At 45.5% G+C, this 24,076-nt stretch carries 26 protein-coding genes, 1 rRNA gene and 1 other annotated feature; all 27 genes read left to right on the top strand.

The features are described 5' to 3' along the window. Window positions 1–60: 60 nt before the first annotated feature. The 27 genes from rrf (at window position 61) to MHI15_RS11195 (ending at window position 23,953) form a co-directional block, all read left to right on the top strand. Window positions 61–177 (top strand): 5S ribosomal RNA (gene rrf / locus MHI15_RS11325). Between the two features lie 421 nt (window positions 178–598). Beyond that, on the top strand, window positions 599–1,771 hold the full coding sequence (locus tag MHI15_RS11320) for a GNAT family N-acetyltransferase (RefSeq protein ID WP_341164417.1): 1,173 nt from the start codon (window positions 599–601) through the stop codon (window positions 1,769–1,771). Between the two features lie 294 nt (window positions 1,772–2,065). Next, window positions 2,066–2,527, top strand: coding sequence for a CtsR family transcriptional regulator (locus MHI15_RS11315; RefSeq protein ID WP_036680465.1), 462 nt, complete (start codon window positions 2,066–2,068; stop codon window positions 2,525–2,527). A 30-nt stretch (window positions 2,528–2,557) separates the two neighbouring features. Further along, window positions 2,558–3,082, top strand: coding sequence for a UvrB/UvrC motif-containing protein (locus tag MHI15_RS11310; RefSeq protein ID WP_036680467.1), 525 nt, complete (start codon window positions 2,558–2,560; stop codon window positions 3,080–3,082). 28 nt (window positions 3,083–3,110) lie between these two features. Continuing rightward, window positions 3,111–4,175, top strand: a complete 1,065-nt coding sequence (locus tag MHI15_RS11305; RefSeq protein WP_076218760.1) for a protein arginine kinase — start codon at window positions 3,111–3,113, stop codon at window positions 4,173–4,175. A gap of 35 nt (window positions 4,176–4,210) precedes the next feature. Next, the gene (gene clpC / locus MHI15_RS11300; RefSeq protein ID WP_036680471.1) at window positions 4,211–6,679 is read left to right on the top strand and encodes an ATP-dependent protease ATP-binding subunit ClpC; all 2,469 of its coding nucleotides are present in this window, start codon (window positions 4,211–4,213) and stop codon (window positions 6,677–6,679) included. Window positions 6,680–6,865: 186 nt separating this feature from the next. After that, a complete protein-coding gene (gene radA, locus MHI15_RS11295) occupies window positions 6,866–8,233 on the top strand; it encodes a DNA repair protein RadA (protein ID WP_036680472.1) in 1,368 nt (455 codons plus the stop codon). Window positions 8,234–8,246: 13 nt separating this feature from the next. Then, window positions 8,247–9,323: a DNA integrity scanning diadenylate cyclase DisA gene (gene disA, locus MHI15_RS11290; RefSeq protein ID WP_036680475.1), complete on the top strand. Its 1,077-nt coding sequence runs from the start codon at window positions 8,247–8,249 to the stop codon at window positions 9,321–9,323. Window positions 9,324–9,387: 64 nt separating this feature from the next. Next, the gene (gene pssA / locus MHI15_RS11285) at window positions 9,388–10,125 is read left to right on the top strand and encodes a CDP-diacylglycerol--serine O-phosphatidyltransferase (RefSeq protein ID WP_036680477.1); all 738 of its coding nucleotides are present in this window, start codon (window positions 9,388–9,390) and stop codon (window positions 10,123–10,125) included. 177 nt (window positions 10,126–10,302) lie between these two features. Next, window positions 10,303–11,391 (top strand): PIN/TRAM domain-containing protein, encoded by a 1,089-nt coding sequence (locus MHI15_RS11280; protein ID WP_036680481.1) that lies wholly within the window; start codon window positions 10,303–10,305, stop codon window positions 11,389–11,391. Window positions 11,392–11,486: 95 nt separating this feature from the next. Next, on the top strand, window positions 11,487–12,185 hold the full coding sequence (gene ispD / locus MHI15_RS11275) for a 2-C-methyl-D-erythritol 4-phosphate cytidylyltransferase (RefSeq protein ID WP_076130021.1): 699 nt from the start codon (window positions 11,487–11,489) through the stop codon (window positions 12,183–12,185). Then, window positions 12,182–12,670 carry a 2-C-methyl-D-erythritol 2,4-cyclodiphosphate synthase gene (ispF, locus tag MHI15_RS11270; RefSeq protein ID WP_076277842.1) on the top strand — a complete coding sequence of 163 codons (489 nt, stop codon included), beginning with the start codon at window positions 12,182–12,184 and terminating at the stop codon, window positions 12,668–12,670. Before ispD ends, ispF begins: the two co-directional genes overlap by 4 nt. 51 nt (window positions 12,671–12,721) lie before the next feature. Beyond that, window positions 12,722–14,185, top strand: coding sequence for a glutamate--tRNA ligase (gene gltX / locus MHI15_RS11265; RefSeq protein WP_036680487.1), 1,464 nt, complete (start codon window positions 12,722–12,724; stop codon window positions 14,183–14,185). 553 nt (window positions 14,186–14,738) lie between these two features. Beyond that, window positions 14,739–15,431: a serine O-acetyltransferase gene (cysE, locus tag MHI15_RS11260; protein WP_036680489.1), complete on the top strand. Its 693-nt coding sequence runs from the start codon at window positions 14,739–14,741 to the stop codon at window positions 15,429–15,431. A 49-nt stretch (window positions 15,432–15,480) separates the two neighbouring features. Beyond that, entirely contained in the window at window positions 15,481–16,887 is a 1,407-nt protein-coding gene (gene cysS, locus MHI15_RS11255; RefSeq protein ID WP_076130023.1) for a cysteine--tRNA ligase, read from the top strand. Next, a complete protein-coding gene (locus MHI15_RS11250) occupies window positions 16,884–17,318 on the top strand; it encodes a Mini-ribonuclease 3 (RefSeq protein WP_076099622.1) in 435 nt (144 codons plus the stop codon). Before cysS ends, MHI15_RS11250 begins: the two co-directional genes overlap by 4 nt. Before the next feature lie 36 nt (window positions 17,319–17,354). After that, window positions 17,355–18,119 carry a 23S rRNA (guanosine(2251)-2'-O)-methyltransferase RlmB gene (gene rlmB / locus MHI15_RS11245; RefSeq protein WP_076105935.1) on the top strand — a complete coding sequence of 255 codons (765 nt, stop codon included), beginning with the start codon at window positions 17,355–17,357 and terminating at the stop codon, window positions 18,117–18,119. A 2-nt stretch (window positions 18,120–18,121) separates the two neighbouring features. Further along, window positions 18,122–18,643, top strand: a complete 522-nt coding sequence (locus tag MHI15_RS11240; RefSeq protein WP_036680494.1) for an NYN domain-containing protein — start codon at window positions 18,122–18,124, stop codon at window positions 18,641–18,643. 158 nt (window positions 18,644–18,801) lie between these two features. Then, window positions 18,802–19,446, top strand: a complete 645-nt coding sequence (sigH, locus tag MHI15_RS11235; protein ID WP_036680496.1) for an RNA polymerase sporulation sigma factor SigH — start codon at window positions 18,802–18,804, stop codon at window positions 19,444–19,446. Between the two features lie 391 nt (window positions 19,447–19,837). Then, window positions 19,838–19,987 (top strand): 50S ribosomal protein L33, encoded by a 150-nt coding sequence (rpmG, locus tag MHI15_RS11230; RefSeq protein WP_076099620.1) that lies wholly within the window; start codon window positions 19,838–19,840, stop codon window positions 19,985–19,987. Between the two features lie 20 nt (window positions 19,988–20,007). Next, window positions 20,008–20,199 carry a preprotein translocase subunit SecE gene (gene secE, locus MHI15_RS11225; RefSeq protein WP_036680497.1) on the top strand — a complete coding sequence of 64 codons (192 nt, stop codon included), beginning with the start codon at window positions 20,008–20,010 and terminating at the stop codon, window positions 20,197–20,199. Between the two features lie 21 nt (window positions 20,200–20,220). Further along, window positions 20,221–20,754, top strand: coding sequence for a transcription termination/antitermination protein NusG (gene nusG / locus MHI15_RS11220; protein ID WP_341164416.1), 534 nt, complete (start codon window positions 20,221–20,223; stop codon window positions 20,752–20,754). Window positions 20,755–20,828: 74 nt separating this feature from the next. Next, window positions 20,829–21,254, top strand: a complete 426-nt coding sequence (rplK, locus tag MHI15_RS11215; RefSeq protein WP_036680502.1) for a 50S ribosomal protein L11 — start codon at window positions 20,829–20,831, stop codon at window positions 21,252–21,254. An 82-nt stretch (window positions 21,255–21,336) separates the two neighbouring features. Continuing rightward, window positions 21,337–22,029, top strand: a complete 693-nt coding sequence (gene rplA / locus MHI15_RS11210) for a 50S ribosomal protein L1 (RefSeq protein WP_036680504.1) — start codon at window positions 21,337–21,339, stop codon at window positions 22,027–22,029. 67 nt (window positions 22,030–22,096) lie between these two features. Then, window positions 22,097–22,249: a sequence feature (ribosomal protein L10 leader region), on the top strand. Window positions 22,250–22,313: 64 nt separating this feature from the next. Beyond that, window positions 22,314–22,817, top strand: a complete 504-nt coding sequence (rplJ, locus tag MHI15_RS11205; protein ID WP_076099619.1) for a 50S ribosomal protein L10 — start codon at window positions 22,314–22,316, stop codon at window positions 22,815–22,817. Window positions 22,818–22,882: 65 nt separating this feature from the next. Next, window positions 22,883–23,242 carry a 50S ribosomal protein L7/L12 gene (gene rplL / locus MHI15_RS11200; protein ID WP_036680508.1) on the top strand — a complete coding sequence of 120 codons (360 nt, stop codon included), beginning with the start codon at window positions 22,883–22,885 and terminating at the stop codon, window positions 23,240–23,242. 111 nt (window positions 23,243–23,353) lie between these two features. Further along, complete coding sequence (locus MHI15_RS11195; RefSeq protein WP_038573463.1) at window positions 23,354–23,953, top strand: class I SAM-dependent methyltransferase; 600 nt, start codon at window positions 23,354–23,356, stop codon at window positions 23,951–23,953. Window positions 23,954–24,076: the final 123 nt, after the last annotated feature.

The following is a 24,076-nucleotide window of genomic DNA, read 5'->3' as shown; positions in this document are numbered from 1 at the left end:
ATTGTCACTTCTGGTGATGAACTGAATTTCACGCGGCAGCGTCTGTTTCACAGACGCATGTTTGGTGGCGATAGCGGAGGGGTTCCACGCGTACCCATCCCGAACACGACCGTTAAGCCCTCCAGCGCCGATGGTACTTGGACCGAAGGGTCCTGGGAGAGTAGGACGTTGCCAAGCACAAATAGACCACTGTTGATAACTCGACAGTGGCTTTTTTGCGTCTATTATAGATTGTGGAAAACTTGTGGATAATTCATTGGAATTTGCAGAAAACTTACGCACATGTGGATAGATGATTAAAAGGCAAAAAATCACCGGATGGTGTGGATTAAGTACATATTTATGTAGATCTGTCAACAGAAAACCTAAGTAATACACGGGTTGCTGTGGATATAGTCATATTTATGTGGATAGAGGGATTGATAAGTGGATAATTATTTTAACTTGAATAGGACAAGATTACAAGACTATTTTTAAAACTGCCTAAGGCTGTGGATAACTAAAAAAAGTTCAAAAAATATCCTTATAATTCGCACACAATACGCTCTCTTGTTATACTAACCATAAAAGTAAATTCATAAATGATGAGGTGAGTTTTGTGGATATCAGACAGTTGCACTCAGAAGAGTTTGATCTAAGCATGGATTTATCTGAATATGCTTTTCAATACAAGCTGCCCAGTGAGAAAAGGGCGAATGCTAAGGAAAGATTTAAAGCAGAACGCGTATGGGGTGCTTTTGAAGAAGGGACTTTGGAAGCTAAACTTACTCTTCTTCCGTTCGAAGTGTACATACAAGGTAGATTAGTACCTATGGGAGGGCTCGCAGGGGTAGCGACATGGCCAGAGAATCGCAGACAGGGGCATGTGGCAAAGCTCCTGGCGCATACGCTGCAAACGATGAATGAGGCGGGGCAGACATTATCTTTTCTGCATCCGTTCTTGATCCCCTTTTATCGCAAATTTGGTTGGGAAGTTTATTGTGAATATAAGAAATACTCCATTCCTGTTGCCAAGTTTCCCAAGAAGGTTGAAGTTGAGGGCAAGGTAAGACGTGGTGTTAACGATATCGAAGTATTGGACAACTTATACAATCGTTTTGCAGTTAGATATAACGGAACACTTAAGCGTGATTTGGACTGGTGGGAAAACTCTGTTCTGGATGATGAAGGTCAGACTGCGGTATTTTATTCACAGCTTGGGGAACCTGAAGGATACGTACTATATAAGATAGAAAATAGAGAGCTGGTCATTGATGAATTTGTGTTTTTGAACGAACAGGCCCGGCAGGGGCTGTGGACATTTCTTGCAAATCACGATTCGATGGTGACCGGTGCATCGCTAAAACTGGTGCCATCCGATGATATGTTACCCTTTTTGCTGCCTGATCCGCGTATAGAGCAGGAGAATTATCCTTATTTTATGGCGCGTATTGTTAATGCTAAAGCATTCGTGGAGAGTTATTCTTTTAAGCGTCACAACAGTCAGAAGAAACAGGTTATCTATATTGAAGATAAATATGCCCCATGGAATGACGGGTTGTGGGAATGGACTGTCTCCGAAAAGGGAGCAGCAGCTTTCTTGCGTATAGAGGGTGAACGGGATGCAGCTGACTTAAGCTGTGATATTGGTACGCTGACGATTCTAATGTTTGGATATAAACGCCCGGCAGAGCTGGCTCGTTATGGACGTATGACTGGTAATCCGAGGGCTCTGGAATGGCTCGAAGAAATCATACCGCAAGCTGAAACTGCACTTTTTGATCATTTTTAGAAAATAATTAGGCTCTCCCCTTCGAAAGATGCTGGGAGAGTTCTTTATTTCCGAATACATTCGCTGAAAAAAGTGAAAAATAAGAGAATCCTCTTGGAATTAGCACAGAATATGTTATAATATTAAAAAGTCAAAGAAAGTCAAAGTCAACGCACCTGATGACATACAGTGCGATCCTCTGAATTTGTGAAGTTTTCTTCAGACTTATATGAATGAAGTTCACTAATAAATGTCATTAAGGATGCGGGCCGTAAGCGATATTATGAAGCTTTAAAGAGCACTGGAGGATGAGTGATGCGCAATATCTCTGATATTATTGAACAATATCTGAAGAATATTTTGCATGAAAGTCCCGAAGGTACGGTGGAAATCCAGCGAAATGACCTGGCGGACCAGTTCTCATGCGTACCGTCACAGATCAATTATGTTATTAGTACACGCTTTACACTGGAAAAAGGCTATGTGGTGGAAAGTAAGCGTGGTGGCGGGGGATATATTCGTATTCAACGTTTTGAATTGCCGCCCAACGTGGCACTGCATGCCCATTTAAACCATACTATAGGTGGCGGGATAGATCAGAACGCTGCCGAAGGGTTGATTTATCAACTGGAGGAAGCTGGTTTTCTAAGCAAGCGTGAGGCGTGTCTTATGCGCGCTGCTGTTTCTCGGGATTGCCTAACGGTTAAGATTCCATATCGGGATGAGATTCGGGCCAAGATTATGAAGGCGATGTTAATCTCTTTGTTAGGCAAATAATTGTCAATCATAAGGGAGGGGCTTTCGCTTATGCAATGTCAGGAATGTGGCGTCAAGCCAGCAACACTCCATTTCACCAAGATCGTGAATGGAGAGAAGACAGAATTTCATATCTGCGAGAGCTGTGCGCGGGAGAAGGGTGAACTGATCCCGGGAACTGCTGGAGGATTCTCCATTCACAGCTTGCTGTCCGGTCTGCTTGATCTTGAAGGGGCCGGTAAGGAAAAGACGGCTGCTACGAAGACTACGCAGAGTCTGCAATGTGAGAATTGTGGAATGACGTACTCGCAGTTTAGCAAATTGGGTCGTTTTGGCTGCAGCTCCTGTTATAAATATTTTAACAGTGCACTGGACCCGCTCTTTAAACGGGTGCATGGCAGCACTTCGCATGTAGGCAAGATTCCCAAACGTGCTGGAGCACAGATTGTGTTCAAACGGCAAATTGATGAATTGAAGCTGGAATTACAGCAAAGTATCGCACAGGAGGAATTCGAAACTGCGGCAGAGCTGCGGGATCAAATTCGCCAACTTGAAAAAGAAATGGCACAAGAGTAAAGTCTTTGATATATAGGGGGGATATGACATGTCAAGTCTCCGATTTACTGAACAAGCGCTTAGTGATTGGATGCGCTCGGGAGGCAGTCACTCCGAGATTGTAATTAGCAGCCGTATGCGTATTGCACGTAATTTAGAGCATCTTCCATTCCCTATGCTTGCTTCCTTAGAGCAATCGGAAGAAGTATTAGAGCTGCTGGCCCCTGTGTTTCATGGGGAAACTGCTGCCGTATTCGGATCTTTTCAACTGATAAAGCTTGCTGAAGTGAATGAACTGGATAAAAAGGTATTGGTCGAGAAACATCTTATCAGTCCTAATCTGGCTAATGATTCACGTGGCGCAGCTGTGATATTAAATGAAGATGAGTCGGTCAGCATCATGATTAACGAAGAGGACCATCTGCGGATCCAATGTCTGTTCCCGGGTCTTCAGGTAAGAGAAGCATGGGAACGTGCGACAGCCATCGATGATATCTTCGAATCGGCTGTGAATTACGCTTTTGATGATAAAAGAGGATACTTGACCAGTTGTCCCACCAATGTGGGTACAGGGCTGCGTGCCTCAGTAATGCTGCATTTGCCAGCACTAGTAATGACCCAACAGATCAATCGCATATTGTCAGCAGTGAACCAAGTGGGATTGACTGTAAGAGGAATTTATGGTGAGGGCAGCGAAGCAGTAGGGAACATCTTTCAAATTTCCAATCAGATTACTCTCGGTCAAACAGAAAGTGAAATCATCGAGAACCTTCACAGTGTAGTCACCCAGATTATAGAGCATGAACGAAATGCCCGTGAAAGGCTGCTTGTAGATTCCGCTTTAAGAATTACAGACCGAGTGAAAAGATCTTATGGGATTTTGTGTTATGCAGCTCTAATGGAGCTTAAAGAATCCGCACAACGGCTGTCTGATGTGAGACTTGGGGTTGACCTTGGCATACTGGAAGGCCCTTCGATTTCCGTGCTTAATGAGCTTAACGTTAAGACACAGCCAGGATTTCTGCAAAAAATGTTCGGTGACGAGATGAACGCCACTGAACGGGATATGTATCGGGCGAAACTGCTCCGAGAAACACTGGGAACACAACATTAATATAGATATTTATTATTCATGGAGGTGCAGGAGATATGATGTTTGGAAGATTTACGGAACGCGCGCAAAAAGTGCTAGCGCTAGCGCAGGAAGAAGCTGTTCGTTTAGGACACAACAATATTGGCACAGAACATATTTTGCTAGGACTTATTCGTGAAGGAGACGGCATTGCTGCTAAAGCATTAATCGCTTTGGGTCTGGGTCTTGAGAAAATCCAGGACGAAGTGGAGACACTGATTGGCAGAGGCCAAGAACAACCTACGAACATTGCTTATACTCCTCGCGCCAAAAAAGTAATCGAGTTGTCGATGGACGAAGCCCGCAAGCTGGGACATACGTATGTCGGCACTGAGCATATTCTGCTAGGACTTATTCGTGAAGGAGAAGGTGTCGCGGCTCGTGTGCTTAATAACCTAGGCATCAGCTTGAACAAAGCTCGTCAGCAAGTGCTTCAGCTTCTGGGAAGCAGCGAGGCTGCATCCAGTCATAGCGGAACACCTGCTAATGTCAGCACACCTACTCTAGACGGCCTAGCACGCGATTTGACGGCTTATGCCAAGGATGGCAACCTGGATCCAGTTATCGGTCGCAGCAAGGAAATTGAACGTGTTATTCAGGTACTGAGCCGCCGGACGAAGAACAACCCGGTGTTGATAGGTGAACCTGGGGTTGGTAAAACAGCTATTGCTGAAGGCTTGGCCCAAAAGATCATTAATAATGAAATTCCAGAAACACTGCGCGACAAACGCGTAATGACGCTCGATATGGGCTCTGTAGTGGCTGGTACTAAATATCGCGGTGAGTTTGAAGACCGCCTCAAGAAAATCATGGATGAGATTCGCCAAGCGGGGAATATCGTACTCTTTATCGATGAGCTTCATACGCTGATCGGTGCTGGTGGCGCAGAAGGTGCTATTGATGCTTCCAACATTCTTAAGCCGGCTTTAGCCCGCGGAGAACTTCAGTGCATCGGTGCGACTACGCTGGATGAATATCGTAAATATATTGAAAAAGATGCAGCTTTGGAGCGTCGTTTCCAACCGATTACGGTGGATCAGCCATCTCCAGAAGAAGCGGTACAAATTCTATTTGGACTTCGCGATCGTTATGAAGCACATCACCGTGTGAAAATTACGGATGAAGCTATCGTGGAAGCTGTAAAGCTGTCTGATCGTTACATTCCGGATCGTTTCCTGCCGGATAAAGCCATTGACCTTATCGATGAAGCAGGGTCTAAAGTAAGGCTTCACTCTTACACTATCCCGCCAAATCTGAAGGAACTAGAAATGCGCTTGGATGATATCCGCAAGGAGAAGGATTCTGCTGTTCAGAGCCAAGAGTTTGAGAAAGCGGCTGCCCTGCGTGATACGGAGCAAAAAATCCGTGAAGAGCTTGATACGACTAAGAACCAGTGGAAAGAAAAACAAGGACGTACCGATTCTGAAGTTACACCTGAAGATATCGCACAGGTTGTTGCAAGCTGGACGGGAATCCCTGTAAGCAAGCTGAAGGAAGAAGAGACCGACCGTCTGCTTAACATGGAAGCTCTGCTGCATGAACGAGTGATTGGTCAGGACGAAGCTGTTAAGGCTGTCAGCCGGGCATTGCGCCGGGCGCGTGCGGGTCTTAAAGATCCGAAACGTCCAATGGGCTCCTTTATCTTCCTCGGTCCTACGGGTGTAGGTAAAACTGAGTTGGCACGTGCGCTTGCTGAAGCTATGTTCGGCGATGAAAATGCGGTCATCCGTATTGATATGTCGGAATACATGGAGAAGCACTCCACGTCCCGTTTAGTTGGTGCTCCTCCTGGATATGTCGGCTATGAAGAAGGCGGCCAATTAACAGAGAAGGTACGTCGTAAACCATACTCTGTAGTACTGCTTGATGAAATTGAAAAAGCACATCCGGAAGTATTCAACATTTTGCTGCAAGTGCTTGAAGATGGTCGCCTTACCGACTCCAAAGGCCGGGTAGTTGACTTCCGCAATACACTTATCATTCTGACCTCTAACGTAGGCGCACAGGCAATCAAGAAGAATTCAACGCTTGGATTCACGGCTGTGCAAGATGCAGGAGCAGAATACGGCAATATGAAGGGCAAGGTTATGGAAGAGCTCAAGAAGAGCTTCCGTCCAGAGTTCTTGAACCGGATCGACGAAATCATCGTCTTCCACTCACTCGATGAGAAACATATCGCTGAGATCGTTACGTTGATGTCTGATGAGCTGCGCAAGCGCCTGCGTGAATATGATGTTGATTTCGTACTCACGGATGCAGCGAAGGCCTTCTTGGCTAAAGAAGGTTATGACCCAGCCTTCGGTGCACGTCCATTGCGCCGGGCAATTCAGAAGCATATTGAAGACCGTCTTTCTGAGGAATTGTTGAGAGGAAATATCCAAAAGGGTGATTCCCTCAATATTGATGAGGTGGGGGGAGAACTTGTGGTGACTAAAGTGGACGCTCCAGTAGCGCCAGCGCTTGAAAAAGAAGTAGAATCCGAATAAAATAAACAAGGCTTTCGCTCCTTATTTATAGAGGAGCGGAAGCTTTTTTTATTGGAAATAGATCAATTTAAAATATACATTTAATGCAAATACCGAATGACCTTTCGTTAAAGGGGTAGAAATGGTAAACTTTCATTAGAAGAAAATGATCCGAATTGTAAACAGTTCGGACCGTAAGGAGAACAAATGGCTAAAGCAAAAACAAAATTTTTTTGCACCGACTGTGGATATGAATCGCCAAAATGGTTCGGGAAATGCCCAGGGTGCCAGGCTTGGAACTCCATGGTGGAGGAAACGGAAAGCGTAGTCAAAACACAGGGAATGAATGCCCCTATTTTTCATAGTAAAGAAAAGGCACAGTCGATCATAAGTATAGAAAGTGACAAGGAACCGCGCATACTGACAGGTATAGGTGAGCTTAACCGTGTTCTCGGTGGGGGGATCGTACCAGGATCGCTGGTACTAGTAGGGGGAGACCCAGGAATCGGTAAATCTACGCTCTTATTACAGACCTCGCACGCCCTTACAACACAGGGATTGCGAGTACTGTATATCTCGGGCGAAGAATCGGTAAGGCAAACTAAGCTGCGCGCGGATCGCCTCGATGCGTTGTCAACGGAGCTTTATGTACTATGTGAGACAAATATGGAAAGCATAGAAGAAGCGATCGAACAAATCCAGCCACAATTTCTTGTCATCGATTCTATTCAGACCGTATTTATGCCAGAAGTAACGAGTGCGCCAGGCAGCGTGACCCAGGTTCGGGAGTGTACGACAAGATTTATGCGTATCGCTAAGATTCGTGGAATTGCAACAGTTCTCGTTGGTCATGTTACCAAGGAAGGGGCTATTGCTGGACCACGGATGCTTGAACATATGGTGGACTGCGTGCTGTATTTTGAGGGTGAGCGGCATCATACGTATAGACTTTTGCGGGCTGTAAAAAACCGCTTTGGCTCTACGAATGAAATCGGCATTTTCGAAATGGGTGAAGCGGGGCTTACCGAAGTAGAGAATCCATCGGAGCTCTTTTTATCGGAACGTCCGCTTGGCGTGGCTGGTTCTACTGTGGTGGCCAGTATGGAGGGAACTAGACCTGTGCTTGTAGAACTTCAGGCACTTGTTGCTGCCACCCACTTCCCTTCCCCACGGCGAATGTGCACAGGCATGGATCACCAGCGGATGGCACTTATTATCGCTGTACTCGAGAAACGGATGGGCATGTTCCTGCAGAATCAGGATGCATACCTGAATGTTGCCGGGGGAGTAAAGCTGGATGAACCGGCGATTGATCTAGCTGTAGCTATTAGTATCGCCTCCAGTTTTCGTGATATTTCAACAAAACCTTACGACGTTTTCTTCGGAGAAGTAGGACTTACCGGTGAGGTAAGAGGCGTTTCGCGCGCGGAAATGCGCGTTAAGGAGGCCGCAAAACTTGGCTTCCGGCGGGTGATTATGCCTGAAAAGAGCATGAAGGGATGGAAGCACCCGCAAGATATCCAGATTATTGGCGTCAGTACCGTAGCAGATGCACTATCGGTCGCGTTAGATTAGGGGGCACAGGGATATGAAAGAATATAACCAATTAGAGAATATGAATGATCTGCTCAGACTGGCGGCACCGGGTACACCTTTTCGGGAAGGTTTGGAGAATGTGCTGCGCGCTAAGACAGGGGCACTTATTGTCGTAGGGTACAGTCCTGAGGTGATGGACGTAGTGGATGGCGGATTCTCCATTAACTGCGATTTTTCGCCCAATTATTTATATGAGCTAGCTAAAATGGACGGAGCTATTATTCTAAGTGAGGATTTAAAGCGTATATTGTATGCTAATACACAACTTATACCGGATTCCTCTATCTCATCCATCGAGACGGGGATCCGTCACCGGACCGCGGAGCGGGTAGCGAAGCAAACGGGTAAGCTGGTGGTTTCCATTTCACAACGCCGCAATATCATCACGCTTTATCAAGGCTCGATACGTTATGCACTCAAAGAGATCGGGGCTATTTTGGCAAAGGCTAACCAAGCGATTCAGACACTCGAGAAGTATAAAGCAGTGCTCACGCAAGGACTGACGAATTTGTCAGCTTCAGAATATGAGGGCATTGTTACCGTTGCTGAAGTAGTGGGTGTTATCCAGCGTGTAGAGATGGTTTTGCGCATAAAAATGGAGATCAAACGCTATATCAACGAATTGGGCAACGAAGGACGCCTGATCAGCATGCAGATGGAAGAACTGGTTGGAAATACAGAGGAAGAAGCATGGCTTCTATACAGAGACTATGCTAAGGAAGAGCAGGAAGATAAAATCCGTGAAATTATCGCCGGTCTCAAACGGATAAGCGATGATGATCTGATGGATGACAACCATATTGCCCGTATACTGGGTTATTCTTCTACGGCAATTACCTCTGAAGAAGTGGTGACTCCACGTGGTTATCGCCTGCTTAACAAAATTCCGCGGCTTCCGAATGTGATCATTCACAATCTGGTGGAGCGGTTTGAAATGCTGCCTAATTTGATGTCCGCAAGCATAGCTGAATTGGATGAAGTGGACGGAATTGGGGAGGTGCGGGCCCGTAATATTCAGGATGGGCTCAAACGTTTACAGAAGCAAGTTCTTATTGACAGGCAAATGTAAATAACATACAATCACGTAATATTGGGGACGTTAAAGGCCAAAGTTAGAAAATTGAGGTGAAGAAATGATACAAAAATCAATTCCGAGTCTTTTTACGATAGGTAATTTGATGCTCGGAATGTTTGGTATCATGATGGCGTTTGACGGTAAGATTAGCATGGCCGCTATCATGGTTATTATTGCTATGCTGTTAGACGGCTTAGATGGTCGAGTAGCTCGCGCTCTAAAATGCGAAAGCGAATTTGGCAAGGAGTTGGACTCCTTATCTGATGTCGTTTCTTTCGGAGTCGCACCGGCCGTTATTTTGTACGTCTCAAGCTTGCAGGATTTAAACTCTGCATTAGGCTGGACAGTAACTGCGATTTTTCCGGTGTTTGGTGCTTTGCGCTTAGCCCGTTTTAATGTTCGTCCGGGGGTTCCGGGTTATTTTATCGGTTTGCCAATTCCTGCTGCAGGTGGTGTACTGGCCACATTAGCTCTTTTTAATAAAGATGTTTCGGCTCCGTTTATGATCGTTGCTACACTGCTCTTATCCTATTTGATGGTCAGCACTGTTAAATATCCTAATTTCAAAAAGATTGGATTGCCGAAAAAAGCGGTGGTTGGAGCGCCAGTGGTTATTGTTGTTGCAGTGGCTGTAGCTGTTGTGTTCCCAGAGCAAATCGCTAAGCTGATCTTTGTCTTACTTGGAATTTATGCATTATACGGCTTTAAGCAAAATATTGATCGGTTGACAGCCAGACGCCGTCATCGTCGTCGTAGCCGTTCAGAGGATAAAGTGTATCACTCCAAGAACGGTTAATCGGTCCATAAGGTAAGGTAACTGAATAAATTATGACCAAAGGTTTTGTCTTCCCTAGGGGATGGCAAAGCCTTTTTGCATTTCCAGCGCTACCCCAAGTTTATCGTCTTGAAAATTGGAACATACTGGTGAGGAATAGATCCATTTAGGATGAATAAAAAGGAGGTGCGTTAGGTTATGTGGAAAAAAGTGATTTTGTCTTTTGCCTTAATATGTGGTGCTTGGTCAGGTTTTTCGCTATACCATGCGCTCGAAAGAGGATTCCCCAAGGGGATGGAAAAGCTGGGTGAAAGCTTACCTGTAGAAGGAAGCATTTTATTTACGGTGCTGGGTGCCATTATTTTTTTGTTTGCGGGGTCTTTATGCGCGGAATGGGGAGGTTCAAAACTGCGGGAGGCGGTTCACTACTGTTCGCGTATTCCAATGAATGAATTAGCTGCAAGTGCAGCTGGGCTTACAGGGGGGCTTCTGTTATCTCTCCTGTTATACCCTGCAATGATCTGGCTTGGGAAAGCTGGGCAGCTGCTGCAAGTGCCAGCTACGTTAGCTTTTGGATATCTGGGGCTGCGGATCGGTTTGGAGAAAAAAGAGGAGCTTGCTGCGCTGTGGACATCTGGACGCTGGGGCCAAGCGGCTGAGCCGGAAGGCCGCGGGCTTGAGGAACATAAAATCCTCGACACAAGTGTTATTATCGATGGAAGAATCGCTGACATTTGTAAGACGGGATTTATTGAGGGAACCATTGTCATACCTGAATTCGTGCTTGAAGAGCTCCAGCATATTGCTGATTCTTCGGATCTGTTGAAGCGGAACCGGGGACGGCGTGGGCTTGATATACTCAATAAAATTCAAAAAGAGCTTGATGTGAAGGTATTAATCTATGAGGGAGATTTTGAAGAAATCTCTGAGGTTGACAGCAAGTTAGTGAAGTTGGCGAAGGTACTGCAAGGTAAAGTAGTCACTAATGATTTCAACTTAAATAAGGTTTGCGAATTGCAGGGTGTTTCCGTTCTGAATATTAACGATCTGGCGAATGCTGTGAAGCCTGTAGTGCTGCCTGGTGAGGAAATCGTAGTTCAGGTCATTAAGGATGGCAAAGAACATGGGCAAGGGGTAGCCTACTTAGACGATGGAACGATGATTGTTGTAGAAGGCGGACGTGAATATATCGGGACTACGATGGAGGTTCTGGTCACTAGCGTGCTGCAAACTTCGGCTGGCCGAATGATATTTGCTAAGCCAAAACTTTTGGAAAAAGCGCAATAAGTGAAGATAAAGTGTATGGGGACTGTCCTATGGGTTGGAAATGCCCGCCAAACACGTTATGATGGGATTATACGTGAAAGACAGGAGCCAGATTAATGTCAAACAGTGTGGGCGTCGTCATTGTGGCGGCAGGCAGAGGAACGCGAATGGGAACTGCGGAGAGCAAGCAATATTTGTTACTGCAGGGGAAGCCGATTATCGTTCATACGCTGGAGGTATTCCAGCAGCACGAATTGATCTCTGAAATCGTGCTCGTAACCGGTGAAGAGGATATTGAACGCTGCCGGGAATGGATACAGCTCTATAAGCTGGACAAGGTTAAGGCTATAGTAACTGGTGGATCTGAGCGTCAGCATTCCGTACATAAAGGGTTGTTGAAACTTACGACACAGTGGGTAATGGTACATGATGGTGTTCGTCCGTTTGTACAGCCGAATGAAATTGAGGCTTGCTACGAACGAGCGAAGCAGATGGGTGCTTCGGTTCTTGCTGTACCCGTCAAGGATACGATCAAACAGGTGGATAATGAAGGACAAGTACTGTCTACGCCGGATCGGCGAAGTCTGTGGGCGATTCAAACCCCGCAGACTTTTCGTCTTTCTGATTTGCTGGAGGCTTATGCAGCGGCAGAGCGGGATGGCTTTCTGGGCACCGATGACTCCAGCTTGGCGGAGCGTGCGGGGATTCCGGTTTCTGTGGTAGAGGGAAGCTACAGAAATATTAAGATTACGACACCTGATGATTTGGATTATGCAGAATTCACAGAAAGAAACAGGGGAGAGGGACAATCATGATCGCTGTAGGACAAGGATTTGATGTGCATCAGCTGGTAGAGGGCAGGCCTTGTATTATTGGGGGAGTTACGATTCCTTACGAAAAAGGATTGCTTGGGCATTCCGATGCAGATGTGCTGCTGCATGCAGTTAGTGACGCGATTCTAGGCGCACTTGGACTTGGTGATATTGGCAGACATTTTCCGGATACAGATCCAGCTTTTAAGGACGCAGATAGCTTGAAGTTATTAGAAGAGGTATGGGTACTTGCTCGTGAGCGAGGATATAAGCTGGGAAATATCGATTCAACGATTATCGCCCAAAAGCCTAAGATGGCTCCGTACATTCCACAAATGACCGAGATTATCGCACGTGCGCTTAATGCTGACCCGTCCAAGGTGAATGTTAAAGCTACTACAACTGAGCAGCTTGGTTTTGCCGGACGCGGCGAAGGAATTGCCGCACAATCTATTGTCTGTCTACTCCAAGATGTGATATCATCTTGAGATGGTCTAAGTAGTAAATTAAGTTCAACCATATGAAGCGGAGGGAATACAATGACGGATGAAGTCCGGGTGCGTTACGCACCGAGCCCTACGGGACATTTACATATAGGTAACGCCAGAACGGCGCTGTTTAACTATCTGTTCGCCCGTAATAAAGGCGGTAAATTCATTATCAGAATTGAAGATACAGACGTAAAGCGCAATGTCGCTGGTGGTGAAGAGAGCCAGCTTAAGTATTTGAAATGGTTGGGTATGGATTGGGATGAGAGCGTTGATGTTGGCGGAGAGTACGGACCCTACCGTCAGACAGAACGTCTTGACTTATATCGTGTACATTGGCAGGATTTGCTGGACAGAGGTTTGGCTTACCGCTGCTATTGCACAGAGGAAGAGCTGGAAGCGGAACGTGAAGAACAGACTGCCCGCGGAGAAACGCCTCGTTATTCTGGCAAACACCGTGATCTGACTGAAGAGCAACGTTTAGCTTTTGAAGCTGAGGGACGAGTGGCTAGCATTCGCTTCCGTGTGCCAGAAGATCGTACGTATGCGTTTGATGATCTCGTAAAAGGCAGTATTTCTTTTGACACAAAAGAAATGGGTGACTTTGTTATTGTGAAGAAGGACGGAATTCCGACCTATAACTTCGCGGTAGCTGTTGACGATCATCTGATGGCTATTACTCACGTATTGCGTGGAGAAGACCATATTTCCAACACACCCCGCCAGCTTATGATCTATGAAGCGCTTGGCTGGGAGCCACCTTTATTTGGTCACATGACGCTTATTGTTGGCGACAACCACAAGAAGCTCAGCAAACGGGATGAATCCGTTATTCAGTTTATCGAGCAATATGATGAATTGGGTTACTTGCCTGAGGCTCTGGTTAACTTCATTTCTCTACTTGGCTGGTCTCCAGAGGGAGAAGAAGAGATCTTCAGTAAAGAAGAACTTATTTCTATTTTTGATGCGGACCGTTTGTCCAAAAGCCCGGCTGTATTTGATAAAAACAAGCTGGCGCATCTGAATAATCATTATATTAAGCATGCTGATCCTAAACGGATCTCTGCGCTAGCTATTCCACATCTGCAAAAAGCGGGTAAAATACCTGCTGAGCTGAACGAAGAGCAACAAGCATGGGCGGAAAGCCTTGTCGCGTTGTATCAAGAGCAGATGACTGCAGCTTCTGACATCGTGGCGCTATCGGAACTGTTCTTCCGCAGTCACCTAGAGTTAGAGACGGAAGCAGCCCAGGTTCTGGCTGAAAGCCAAGTTCCTGAGGTATTGTCTGCTTTTCTGGCTAAGGTTGAAGCCTGTCAGGATTTCAGTGCAAGCAACATGGCTGTTCTGATTAAGGAAGTACAGAAAGAAACAGGTCATAAGGGCAAAGCACTCTTTATGCCAATTCGTGTGGCTCTGACCGGACAAACGCACGGACGTGATCTTAATATAACCATTGCTTTGCTCGGCAAAAACCGGGTCATCGAACGTTTGAAATCACAAATTAAGGGCGCTTAAGGTCGTATTTCATACGACTAAACCCCCTTGTCAGTATCTTGTCTTTTGCGCTAAGATAGAATTATATGATAATAGCTGTGATCAGGAAAAGTACGTCCATTGAAGACAATTGCCAGAGAGAATAACCGAGAAAGGGACACCCTTTCGGGCTGGGAGTTATTCATTTGTCCGGGGCAGAACATGCGCCTGTGAGCTGCACGGTTGAATGACCTTTTTAAGGCTCATTAGATCGCGCCGGGAACGTCGCCGTTAATGATGCCAAGTGGAACGAAGAAATTCTGCCGTTTGTTACAATAGCGGCTCATTTGATTCGTTCAAGCAGAGTGGAACCGCGGTTAAACGTCTCTGCAGCATTATGCTGCAGGGGCGTTTTTTGTCTAAATATAAGCAAAAATAATTTTCATACAATACTCTTTGTCTTATATTTCTAAGAGATAACAAACCAAGCGAACACTCACCGCATATGTATGATAAGGATGATGGGCCTGGAGACAATACCTTTCTTGTGTACCTGTAAACAGGAGATAAGGAAGTTAAGAAGAGAGGAACCGTGATGTTTAAGCATATTAAGTCGGACATTCGGGCGGTATTTGATAACGATCCTGCTGCCCGCAGCTGGTTCGAGGTTGTCTTCACATATGCCGGCTTGCACGCCATTTGGGGTCACCGGATCGCCCACTCTTTTTTCAAACGCCGCTGGTATACAATGGCTCGTATGGTTTCGCAGTTTAGCAGATTTATGACTGGTGTTGAGATCCATCCTGGAGCTGTCATCGGAAATAGGCTGTTTATCGACCATGGTATGGGGATTGTTATTGGAGAAACCTGCGAAATCGGTGATGATGTTATAATCTATCAAGGGGTTACGCTTGGAGGAACAGGAAAAGAAAAAGGTAAGCGACATCCCACGGTCGGCAACAATGTAGTTATTGGTTCCGGTGCGAAGGTTTTAGGATCTTTTCGTATTGGTGACAATTCAAATATAGGTTCGAATGCAGTTGTGTTGCGTGAAGTGCCTAACAACAGTACAGTAGTAGGGAATCCAGGTCGTGTGGTAAAACGTAATGGAGAACGGGTATCCGATCGGCTCGATCATACGAAGATGCCTGACCCGCTTGTCGATTCATTGCGGTTTTTGCAGAAAGAAATCGAAGAAATTAGGGAAAAGCTTGGCGCAGAAGATAAACAAAAAACCGCACAGCGGATAGCAGAAGCTCAGCAGTATATTGGTGACTACGAAATTTAAGCATCCCGGTATGAAGGAATCCGGAAGAACAGAAAGGGCTGGAATAAGGATGGCTTTACAAATATATAACACAATGACACGCAGCAAGGAGCAGTTTGTGCCCCAGGAGCCGGGCAAAGTTAAGATGTATGTGTGTGGTCCAACCGTTTATGGATATATGCATATCGGAAATGCTAGACCTATAATTGTTTTTGATATGGTCCGGAATTACTTGGAGCAGTTAGGTAATGAGGTGCGGTATGTTACGAATTTCACGGATGTCGATGATAAACTGATTCGCAAAGCCGAAGAAATGAACACTACTGTAGCAGAGGTAGCGGAAACTTTCATTGCTGCTTACCGTGACGACCTGGAAGGGCTTGGTGTTAAACCGGCAACCTTGAATCCCCGTGTAACGGAAAGCATGGAGCTGATCATTGGATTTATTAAAGAGCTTGAGGAAAAAGGATACGCATACGAAAGCGGCGGCGATGTATATTACCGCACTTCAAAATTTGAAGACTACGGTAAATTATCTCGTCAGAATCTGGATGAGCTGCAGTTTGGTATCCGTGTTGAGGTGGACTCACGTAAGGAAAAACCGGAGGATTTTGTGCTTTGGAAAGCAGCCAAACCTGGTGAAGTGCACTGGAGTAGCCCTTGGGGAGACGGACGTCCCGGCTGGCATATTGAATGCTCGGCTATGGCGCGAGAGTTCTTGGGAGATACGATTGATATCCATGGTGGTGGACAAGATTTGCAGTTCCCGCATCATGAATGTGAATGCGCTCAGACCGAAGCTCTGACTGGTAAACCACTCTCTAATTACTGGATGCATAATGGATTCATCAACATCGGGGACGAGAAAATGTCGAAATCGCTCGGTAATGGCTGGCTTGTAAAAGACATCCGTGAGCGTTTTAAAGCAGGAGCTATCCGCTATTTCATGCTATCGACCCATTACCGTAACCCGCTGAATTTCTCAGAGGAATCTATGACTTCCGCCGAAAAGAGCGTTGAACGGATCACGCTTGCAGAGAGTAACGTTAAACATCGGCTTGAACTCGCTGCTGATGGTGCTCAAGGTGAGGTCAACTCAGAGATTAATGATAAGCTGTCAGCTATAGTGGCCAATTTCCATGCTAGAATGCAGGATGACTTTAATACGCCTGATGCGATCACGGCTATGTTCGATTGGGTGAGCCTGGCAAACCATACGCTTGCGAATAACGAGGCTGCTCCTGCTGATTTTGCTGCATTACTGCAAGCTTTTGGCGAAATGAATGCTGTGCTGCGATTGACGCCTGAACTGGAAGAGGAAATTGCAAGTGAAGAAGTTGAACGGTTGATCGCCGAGCGGGTTGAAGCTCGTAAGAATAAGAATTGGAGCCGGTCTGACGAGATCCGTGATGAATTAGGCCGCTTGGGCATATTGCTTGAGGATACTCCACAAGGAATGCGGTGGCGTCGTAAATGAGTGAGGAACGCAAGTTTGATAACGGATGGTTTCCTTATGAGCCTTCCAAACCTGCGCGACTACTTTCGCCTATTGTTCTAGCTTATGTAGGAGATGCTATTTATGAGGTGGCTGTTCGCCAGTATTTAGTATCTCTTCCGAATTTGCGTCCGAACCATTTGCATCGTTCTGCTACAGGGCTGGTATCCGCTAAAGCACAGTGTGCAATTCTGAACTTTTTGGAGCCTAGTCTCACGGAAGAGGAGAAGGATGTCGCCCGTCAGGGAAGAAATGCGAAATCGGGAAGTGTTCCTAAGAATGCGGATGTGCTTGAATACCGTCATGCTACAGCTTTTGAGTGCTTGATTGGTCACTTGTACTACACAGGACAACAGGAGAGAATAGAAGAAATTGTGCACAAGGGTATACAGTTTATGTTGAAACAGCCGTGATAGGCTTTGGTGAAATAGAAAATAGGAGAAGTGAACATGGAAGAAGAATTGAAGACTGAAGAGGAAATATTGGCAGGGAAGCATTCTGTGCTTGAAGCGCTTCGTGCTGGTCGTACATTAAATAAAATTTGGATTGCAGAGACAGCCCAGAAGCATCTGACAGCACCCATCGTTGCCGAAGCCCGGAAAGCGGGAATTGTCATTCAGCATGTGGACAAGCGTAAGCTGGATCAATTGGCACCAGGCGTGCAGCATCAAGGGGTGGTTGCACAAGCAGCACCATTTGCCTATGTTGAAGTGGATGATCTGTTAGCTATAGCAGAAGCCAAAGGAGAACCGGCATTCCTTATTTTGCTTGATGAAATTGAAGATCCTCATAACCTGGGCTCGATTCTGCGGACGGCAGATTGTACTGGAGTACATGGGGTAATCGTACCTAAACGCCGTTCGGCTCAGATTACTGCGACCGTGTCCAAAACATCCGCGGGTGCTGTGGAGTATGTTCCGGTTGCCCGGGTTACAAACCTGGGTCAGACCATTGACCGTCTAAAAGAGCAGGGAGTCTGGGTAGTAGGAACAGACGTGGATACCGATCAGAATCTATACCAATCCGATATTTTCACGGGTCCGGTAGCTGTTGTAATCGGCAATGAGAATAAAGGAATGGGACGCCTGATTCGTGAAAAATGTGATGTGCTTCTTAAGCTGCCGATGGCCGGAAAGATCAATTCATTAAATGCCTCTGTCGCCGCAGGAGTCATTATGTATGAAGTGATACGCCGCCGGCAACAGCAGGGATAGCTATGGCCGACTGGCGCGATGTGCTGCTTGTGGATGGATATAACATGATCGGTGGCTGGCCGGAACTTGTGGCACTGTCCCAGATTGGTATGCAGGAAGCACGCGACCGCTTGATGGATTTGCTGGCAGATTACCAGGCTTTCTCTGGACGAAGAGTTATTGCTGTTTTTGATGCATACCGTGTTCCGGGGTTGGGAAGGTCTTTTGTCCAGGGTAAGGTCCAGGTGTACTTCACCAAGGAAAAAGAAACCGCAGATGAATGCATTGAGCGACTGGTTGGGGAATATAGCAATCGGCGCCGGCAGATCTATGTGGCTACGAGTGATTTTATAGAGCAGCATATTATTTTTGCACAAGGTGCATTGCGAATTTCGGCAAGGGAATTGCATCTGGAAATTGAAGAGAATCAGAAACAAGTAAAAAAAGCTATTGAACCTGGCGGTGTCAGTTCTACTCGTCATTCTTTGGAAGACAAACTGCCTCCCGATGTGCGCAGTAAGTTGGAAAAATGGCGCAGACAGTGAGATCGAGGAAGAATCAGGAAATATTTTATTCCAATTTATGCTATTCTAGATTGATTTTGGACAAACTCCGGTTGACGGTGGAAGGTAACATAATATATACTGATCCTATATTTCGCGAAGTAACGATGTGTCTTGCGTTGCAGCCGGGGGGATTCTTGGTGAGTGTCGACCTCAAGGAAATAATGCTGTCTGAGTATGATTTCATAAGTGATGAAGATATTGTCGAGGCTTTCCGTGGTGGCGACAGTGGCGCATTAGAACACTTGATTAATAAATACCGTAACTTTGTACGTGCTAAAGCCCGCTCTTATTTCTTGATCGGGGCAGACCGTGAAGATATTGTACAAGAAGGAATGATTGGTCTATACAAGGCTATTCGTGACTTTAAAGGTGACAAGCTCTCTTCATTCAAGGCTTTTGCTGAGCTCTGCATTACACGACAGATTATAACGGCTATTAAGACGGCCACTCGTCAGAAACATATTCCGCTGAACTCTTATGTTTCCTTGGACAAGCCCATTTATGACGAAGATTCTGATAGAACACTTATGGATGTCATTTGTGGAACACAGGTTCTAGATCCAGAAGAGCTAATTATTAATCAAGAAGAATTCATTGGTCTTGAAGATAAGATGGCGGAGATTCTAAGTGACTTGGAGCGCAAGGTTCTGATGTTGTATTTAGACGGAAGATCCTATCAAGAGATTGCTGAAGATCTTAAGCGGCATGTAAAGTCTATTGATAACGCTCTACAACGAGTAAAAAGGAAATTAGAAAGATATCTAGAAGTACGTGACAATTGATGATATAATGAACAAGAGAGGGCTCGGACATCGAGTTCTTTTTTTTAGTCTTTTTGAAATCACTCGGATAGAATTAGGTGCTTGCACCATAAATTACTATTTGAGCCGATTTTAGTCGTTGCCGTTGAAGGTAGGTTTATACACAGACGGAATACCCCATAATGGTAAGGAAGACAGCGAAGTGTGAGGAAGAGATAGACCCAAAGACAGGGTACGGCCATATGACTACTAAACCCGGAATTACCCAGTGCAGAACGGAATTCTTTCGTTGACACAGACCTTGACATTATGCTAAAGTGTTTTAGGTAGGCCTAAATTCGCGGCTTTTTTTTAGGATCAATATTTGCGTCTTCTAATGTGAATTAGAAGGACGTCTCGGGAGGTGCACATCATGCGGGTAATTATCACTTTGGCTTGTACAAGTTGCAAACAAAGAAACTATGCGACTACCAAAAACAAGCGAAATCACCCCGACCGCATGGAGATGAAGAAATTTTGCAAGTATTGTAACTCGCAAACTCCTCATCGCGAAACCAGATAGTCTGTGGAGGTGTAGTCGGCATGAAACGTAGTTTCAAGTCTATGTTTTCCTTTTTCACTGAGAGCTGGAGTGAACTCAAAAAGGTTCGCTGGCCAAGTCGTAAAGAATTGACCAACTATACATTGATCGTTCTCGGTACGATTGTAGTTGTCGCTATTTACTTCTGGGTTCTGGACATCGGTATTTCCGCTGTGATTGAAGCGATTATTTAGAGAGGTCCCAGGTGGCTTGATATGGAAAAAAGATGGTATGTCGTTCATACCTATTCTGGGTATGAGAATAAGGTCAAAGCCAATTTGGAAAAGCGCGTTGAGTCCATGGGCATGGAAGACAAAATATTCCGCGTTCTTGTTCCTATGGAAGAAGAAATCGTAAACAAAGACGGTAAGAAAAAAACCGTTATGCGTAAAGTTTACCCCGGATATGTTTTGGTGGAAATGGTTCAGACTGATGATTCCTGGTATGTTGTCCGCAATACTCCGGGCGTTACTGGATTTGTTGGTTCGACAGGCTCAGGGTCTAAACCAACAGCTTTGCTTCCGGAAGAGGTAGAACAAATTCTGAAGCATATGGGCATGGTTGAACCTAAAACGAAGATTGATTTCGAAATCAAGGAATCCGTACGTATTATGGTTGGTCCGTTTGCGAATTTTGTGGGCTCCGTGGAAGAAATTTTGGCTGACAAGAGCAAGATCAAAGTGCATGTTAACATGTTTGGACGGGAAACCCCGCTAGAGTTGGATTTCACTCAAGTGGAGAAAATATAACATAAGCTAGGGTTTCTTGTGGGAGAGCGCTATTGGCGTTCGAAGACCACTATTTTTGCAAGGAGGTGTCACTCATGGCTAAAAAAGTTATTAAAATGGTGAAACTGCAGATTCCTGCAGGGAAAGCGAATCCAGCGCCTCCAGTAGGTCCGGCGTTAGGTCAAGCAGGTGTCAACATCATGGCATTCTGTAAGGAATTTAATGCTCGTACTGCCGACCAGGCTGGCTTGATCATTCCGGTTGAAATTACAGTATTTGAAGACCGTTCCTTTACTTTCATCACTAAAACTCCTCCGGCTGCTGTTCTGCTTCGCATCGCTGCTAAAGTAGAAAAAGGATCCGGCGAACCAAACAAGAAAAAAGTAGCAAAAATCGGCCGCGCTGCGGTACGTGAAATTGCTGAAACAAAAATGCCTGACCTTAACGCTGCAACTGTTGAAGCTGCAATGCGTATGGTTGAAGGTACTGCCCGCAGTATGGGTATCACAATCGAAGACTAGTAGTTTTCGAAGAATCGGTCATTCGTGACCCGCAAGTATGTGGGAGGAATTTCCGCTAACACCACAAAGGAGGAACATTTTCATGGCTAAACATGGTAAGAAATACCAAGAAGCTGCTAAGCTGATCAACAGCGAAGCAACTTACGAGCCTTCAGAAGCTGTAGAGCTTGTGAAAAAGGCAGCGACTGCTAAGTTCGACGAAACCGTTGAAGCAGCAGTTCGTCTGGGTGTAGACCCGCGTAAACAAGACCAAGCAGTTCGTGGTGTTGTTGTCCTGCCTCACGGCACTGGTAAAACACAACGCGTGCTTGTATTTGCAAAAGGTGAAAAAGCGAAAGAGGCTGAAGCTGCTGGCGCTGATTTTGTTGGTGATCAAGACATGATCAACAAAATTCAACAAGGCTGGTTTGAATTTGATGTCTGCGTAGCTACACCTGATATGATGAGTGAAGTCGGTAAACTGGGTCGTCTGCTTGGTGGTAAAGGTCTTATGCCTAACCCTAAAGCTGGCACAGTTACATTCGATGTTTCCAAGGCTGTGCAAGAAATCAAAGCCGGTAAAATCGAATACCGTCTCGACAAAGCAGGTCAAATTCACGCGCCAATCGGCAAAGTGTCCTTTGATGCTGCACAATTGAACGATAACCTTAAAGCTCTTATCGACGCTTTGAACCGTGCGAAACCAGCTGCTGCTAAAGGTGTATACCTTAAAGGCATCTCGATTTCTTCCACAATGGGACCTAGCGCTCGTGTGAACACAACCGTCTTCAGATAATTAAGGGTTGACTCTTTGAGTCAATTTTGATAATCTATAACAGTTGTGAAACTTAAGGTATCAATCTTAACCTTGAATATGCTTACCGTAGACAGTAGGTGCCTTAGTGCTTAATTTCCTACCGAGGTGTTGTGATAGAAACAAGAAGTAACGAGCTCGCTCGTATAACTTTCGTTTTATCAAGCCTTCGTGATTCTGCGGAGGCTTTTCTACTGCCTGCGTAGGAGCGGTGAAGCTTTCCTTGGAAAGAACGCCGACACATAAATTTTCAGGAGGTGTATACATTGGCAAATGCAAAAGTAATTCAAGCAAAACAAGACGCGGTTGACGTCGTTACTGCAAAACTGCAAAACAGTCTTTCGACTGTTGTAGCTGACTACCGTGGATTGAACGTTTCCCAAGTGACTGAACTGCGTAAGCAACTTCGTGAAGCTGGCGTTGAGTTTCAAGTCCTGAAGAACACATTGCTGCGTCGCGCAACTGCTGCGGCTGAGTTGAGTGAATTGGATGAAGTTTTGACTGGTCCAACAGCTATCGCATTCAGCACAACTGATGCAGTAGCACCAGCTAAAATTTTGAACGATTTCGCCAAGAAAAACGACGCTTTGAAATTGAAAGGCGGCGTAGTTGAAGGTCGTGTCATTGACGCGGAACAACTGAAAGCACTGGCTGAGCTTCCATCCCGCGATGGTTTGCTGTCCATGCTGCTTAGCGTACTTCAAGCTCCAATGCGCAACTTCGCGCTTGCAGTTAAAGCTGTTGCTGAAAAAGAAGAACAAAGCGCGTAAGCCTTTGACTCTTGCAGCATAATCAATACCACAAATAAATTTAAATATAAAATGGAGGTTCAATCATGAGTAAAGAAGCAATCTTGGAAGCAATTAAAGGCATGAGCGTATTGGAACTGAACGACCTGGTTAAAGCAATTGAAGAAGAATTCGGCGTAACTGCAGCAGCTCCAGTAGCAGCTGGCGGTGCGGTAGCAGCAGTAGCTGAAGAGCAATCCGAATTTGACGTAATTTTGACAGGCGCTGGCGCTTCCAAAATCAACGTTATCAAAATCGTTCGCGAAATCACTGGTCTTGGCTTGAAAGAAGCTAAAGATCTTGTAGACAACGCACCAAAAGCAATCAAAGAAAAAGTAAGCAAAGACGAAGCCGAAGCTACTAAAGCAAAATTGGAAGAAGCAGGCGCAGCTGTAGAAGTGAAGTAATTCCTTCTATTACTGAAAACCCCTTGAACTTGTTCAAGGGGTTTGTTTTATAAATAGAGTTAGTAGGGCGTATATACCAACTGCTAACATAATAGGAAAGGGAGGAAAGAGATGTCGCAACATTATTATTCGCAGCAGCCGGAAGTACGTCATGACAGACGTAGCATTGATACCGTACTAAGAGGCAAAAGCTTTCGTTTTACGAGCGATGCCGGTGTATTCTCTAAAGGAGACATCGATTACGGTAGCCGAGTTCTTATTGAAGCTATGATAATTCCGGACGGTTCAGCGGTGCTTGATGTAGGTTGTGGTTATGGGCCGATTGGCATAAGTGCAGCATACCTAGCTCCCAAAGGACATGTAACCATGATTGATATTAACAGTCGTGCGGTAGAACTGGCGCGTGAGAATGCTCAGCACAATGGAATCCGGAATGTTACGATAATGGAAAGCGATGTGCTCGGCGCATTGAATGAGCAGCAGAAGTTCGATGTGATTCTAACTAATCCTCCGATTCGTGCAGGAAAAGCTGTAGTGCATAAGATTTTTGAAGATGCGTATGAACATTTAAATGAGGGTGGCTATCTGTGGATTGTAATTCAGAAGAAGCAGGGCGCTCCATCCGCAGTGGCAAAACTAGAAAGCTTGTTCTCAATGGTGGAAGAAGTGGGGAAAGACAAAGGCTATCGTATTATTAAAGCACAAAAATAAAATACAATAGGTTATTGACATGTGATAGTGATAATGGTATTATTATAAAATGTCAGTATTAAGATAGGCTCCATGTCTTTAGTTTGCTGAAATGTCAAGCAATATATTGTCGCCCGGCTAGCG

Source organism: Paenibacillus sp. FSL H7-0918, assembly GCF_038007025.1.
Lineage (GTDB): Bacteria > Bacillota > Bacilli > Paenibacillales > Paenibacillaceae > Paenibacillus_AQ > Paenibacillus_AQ odorifer.
This window is presented reverse-complemented; position numbering and strand designations above follow the sequence as displayed.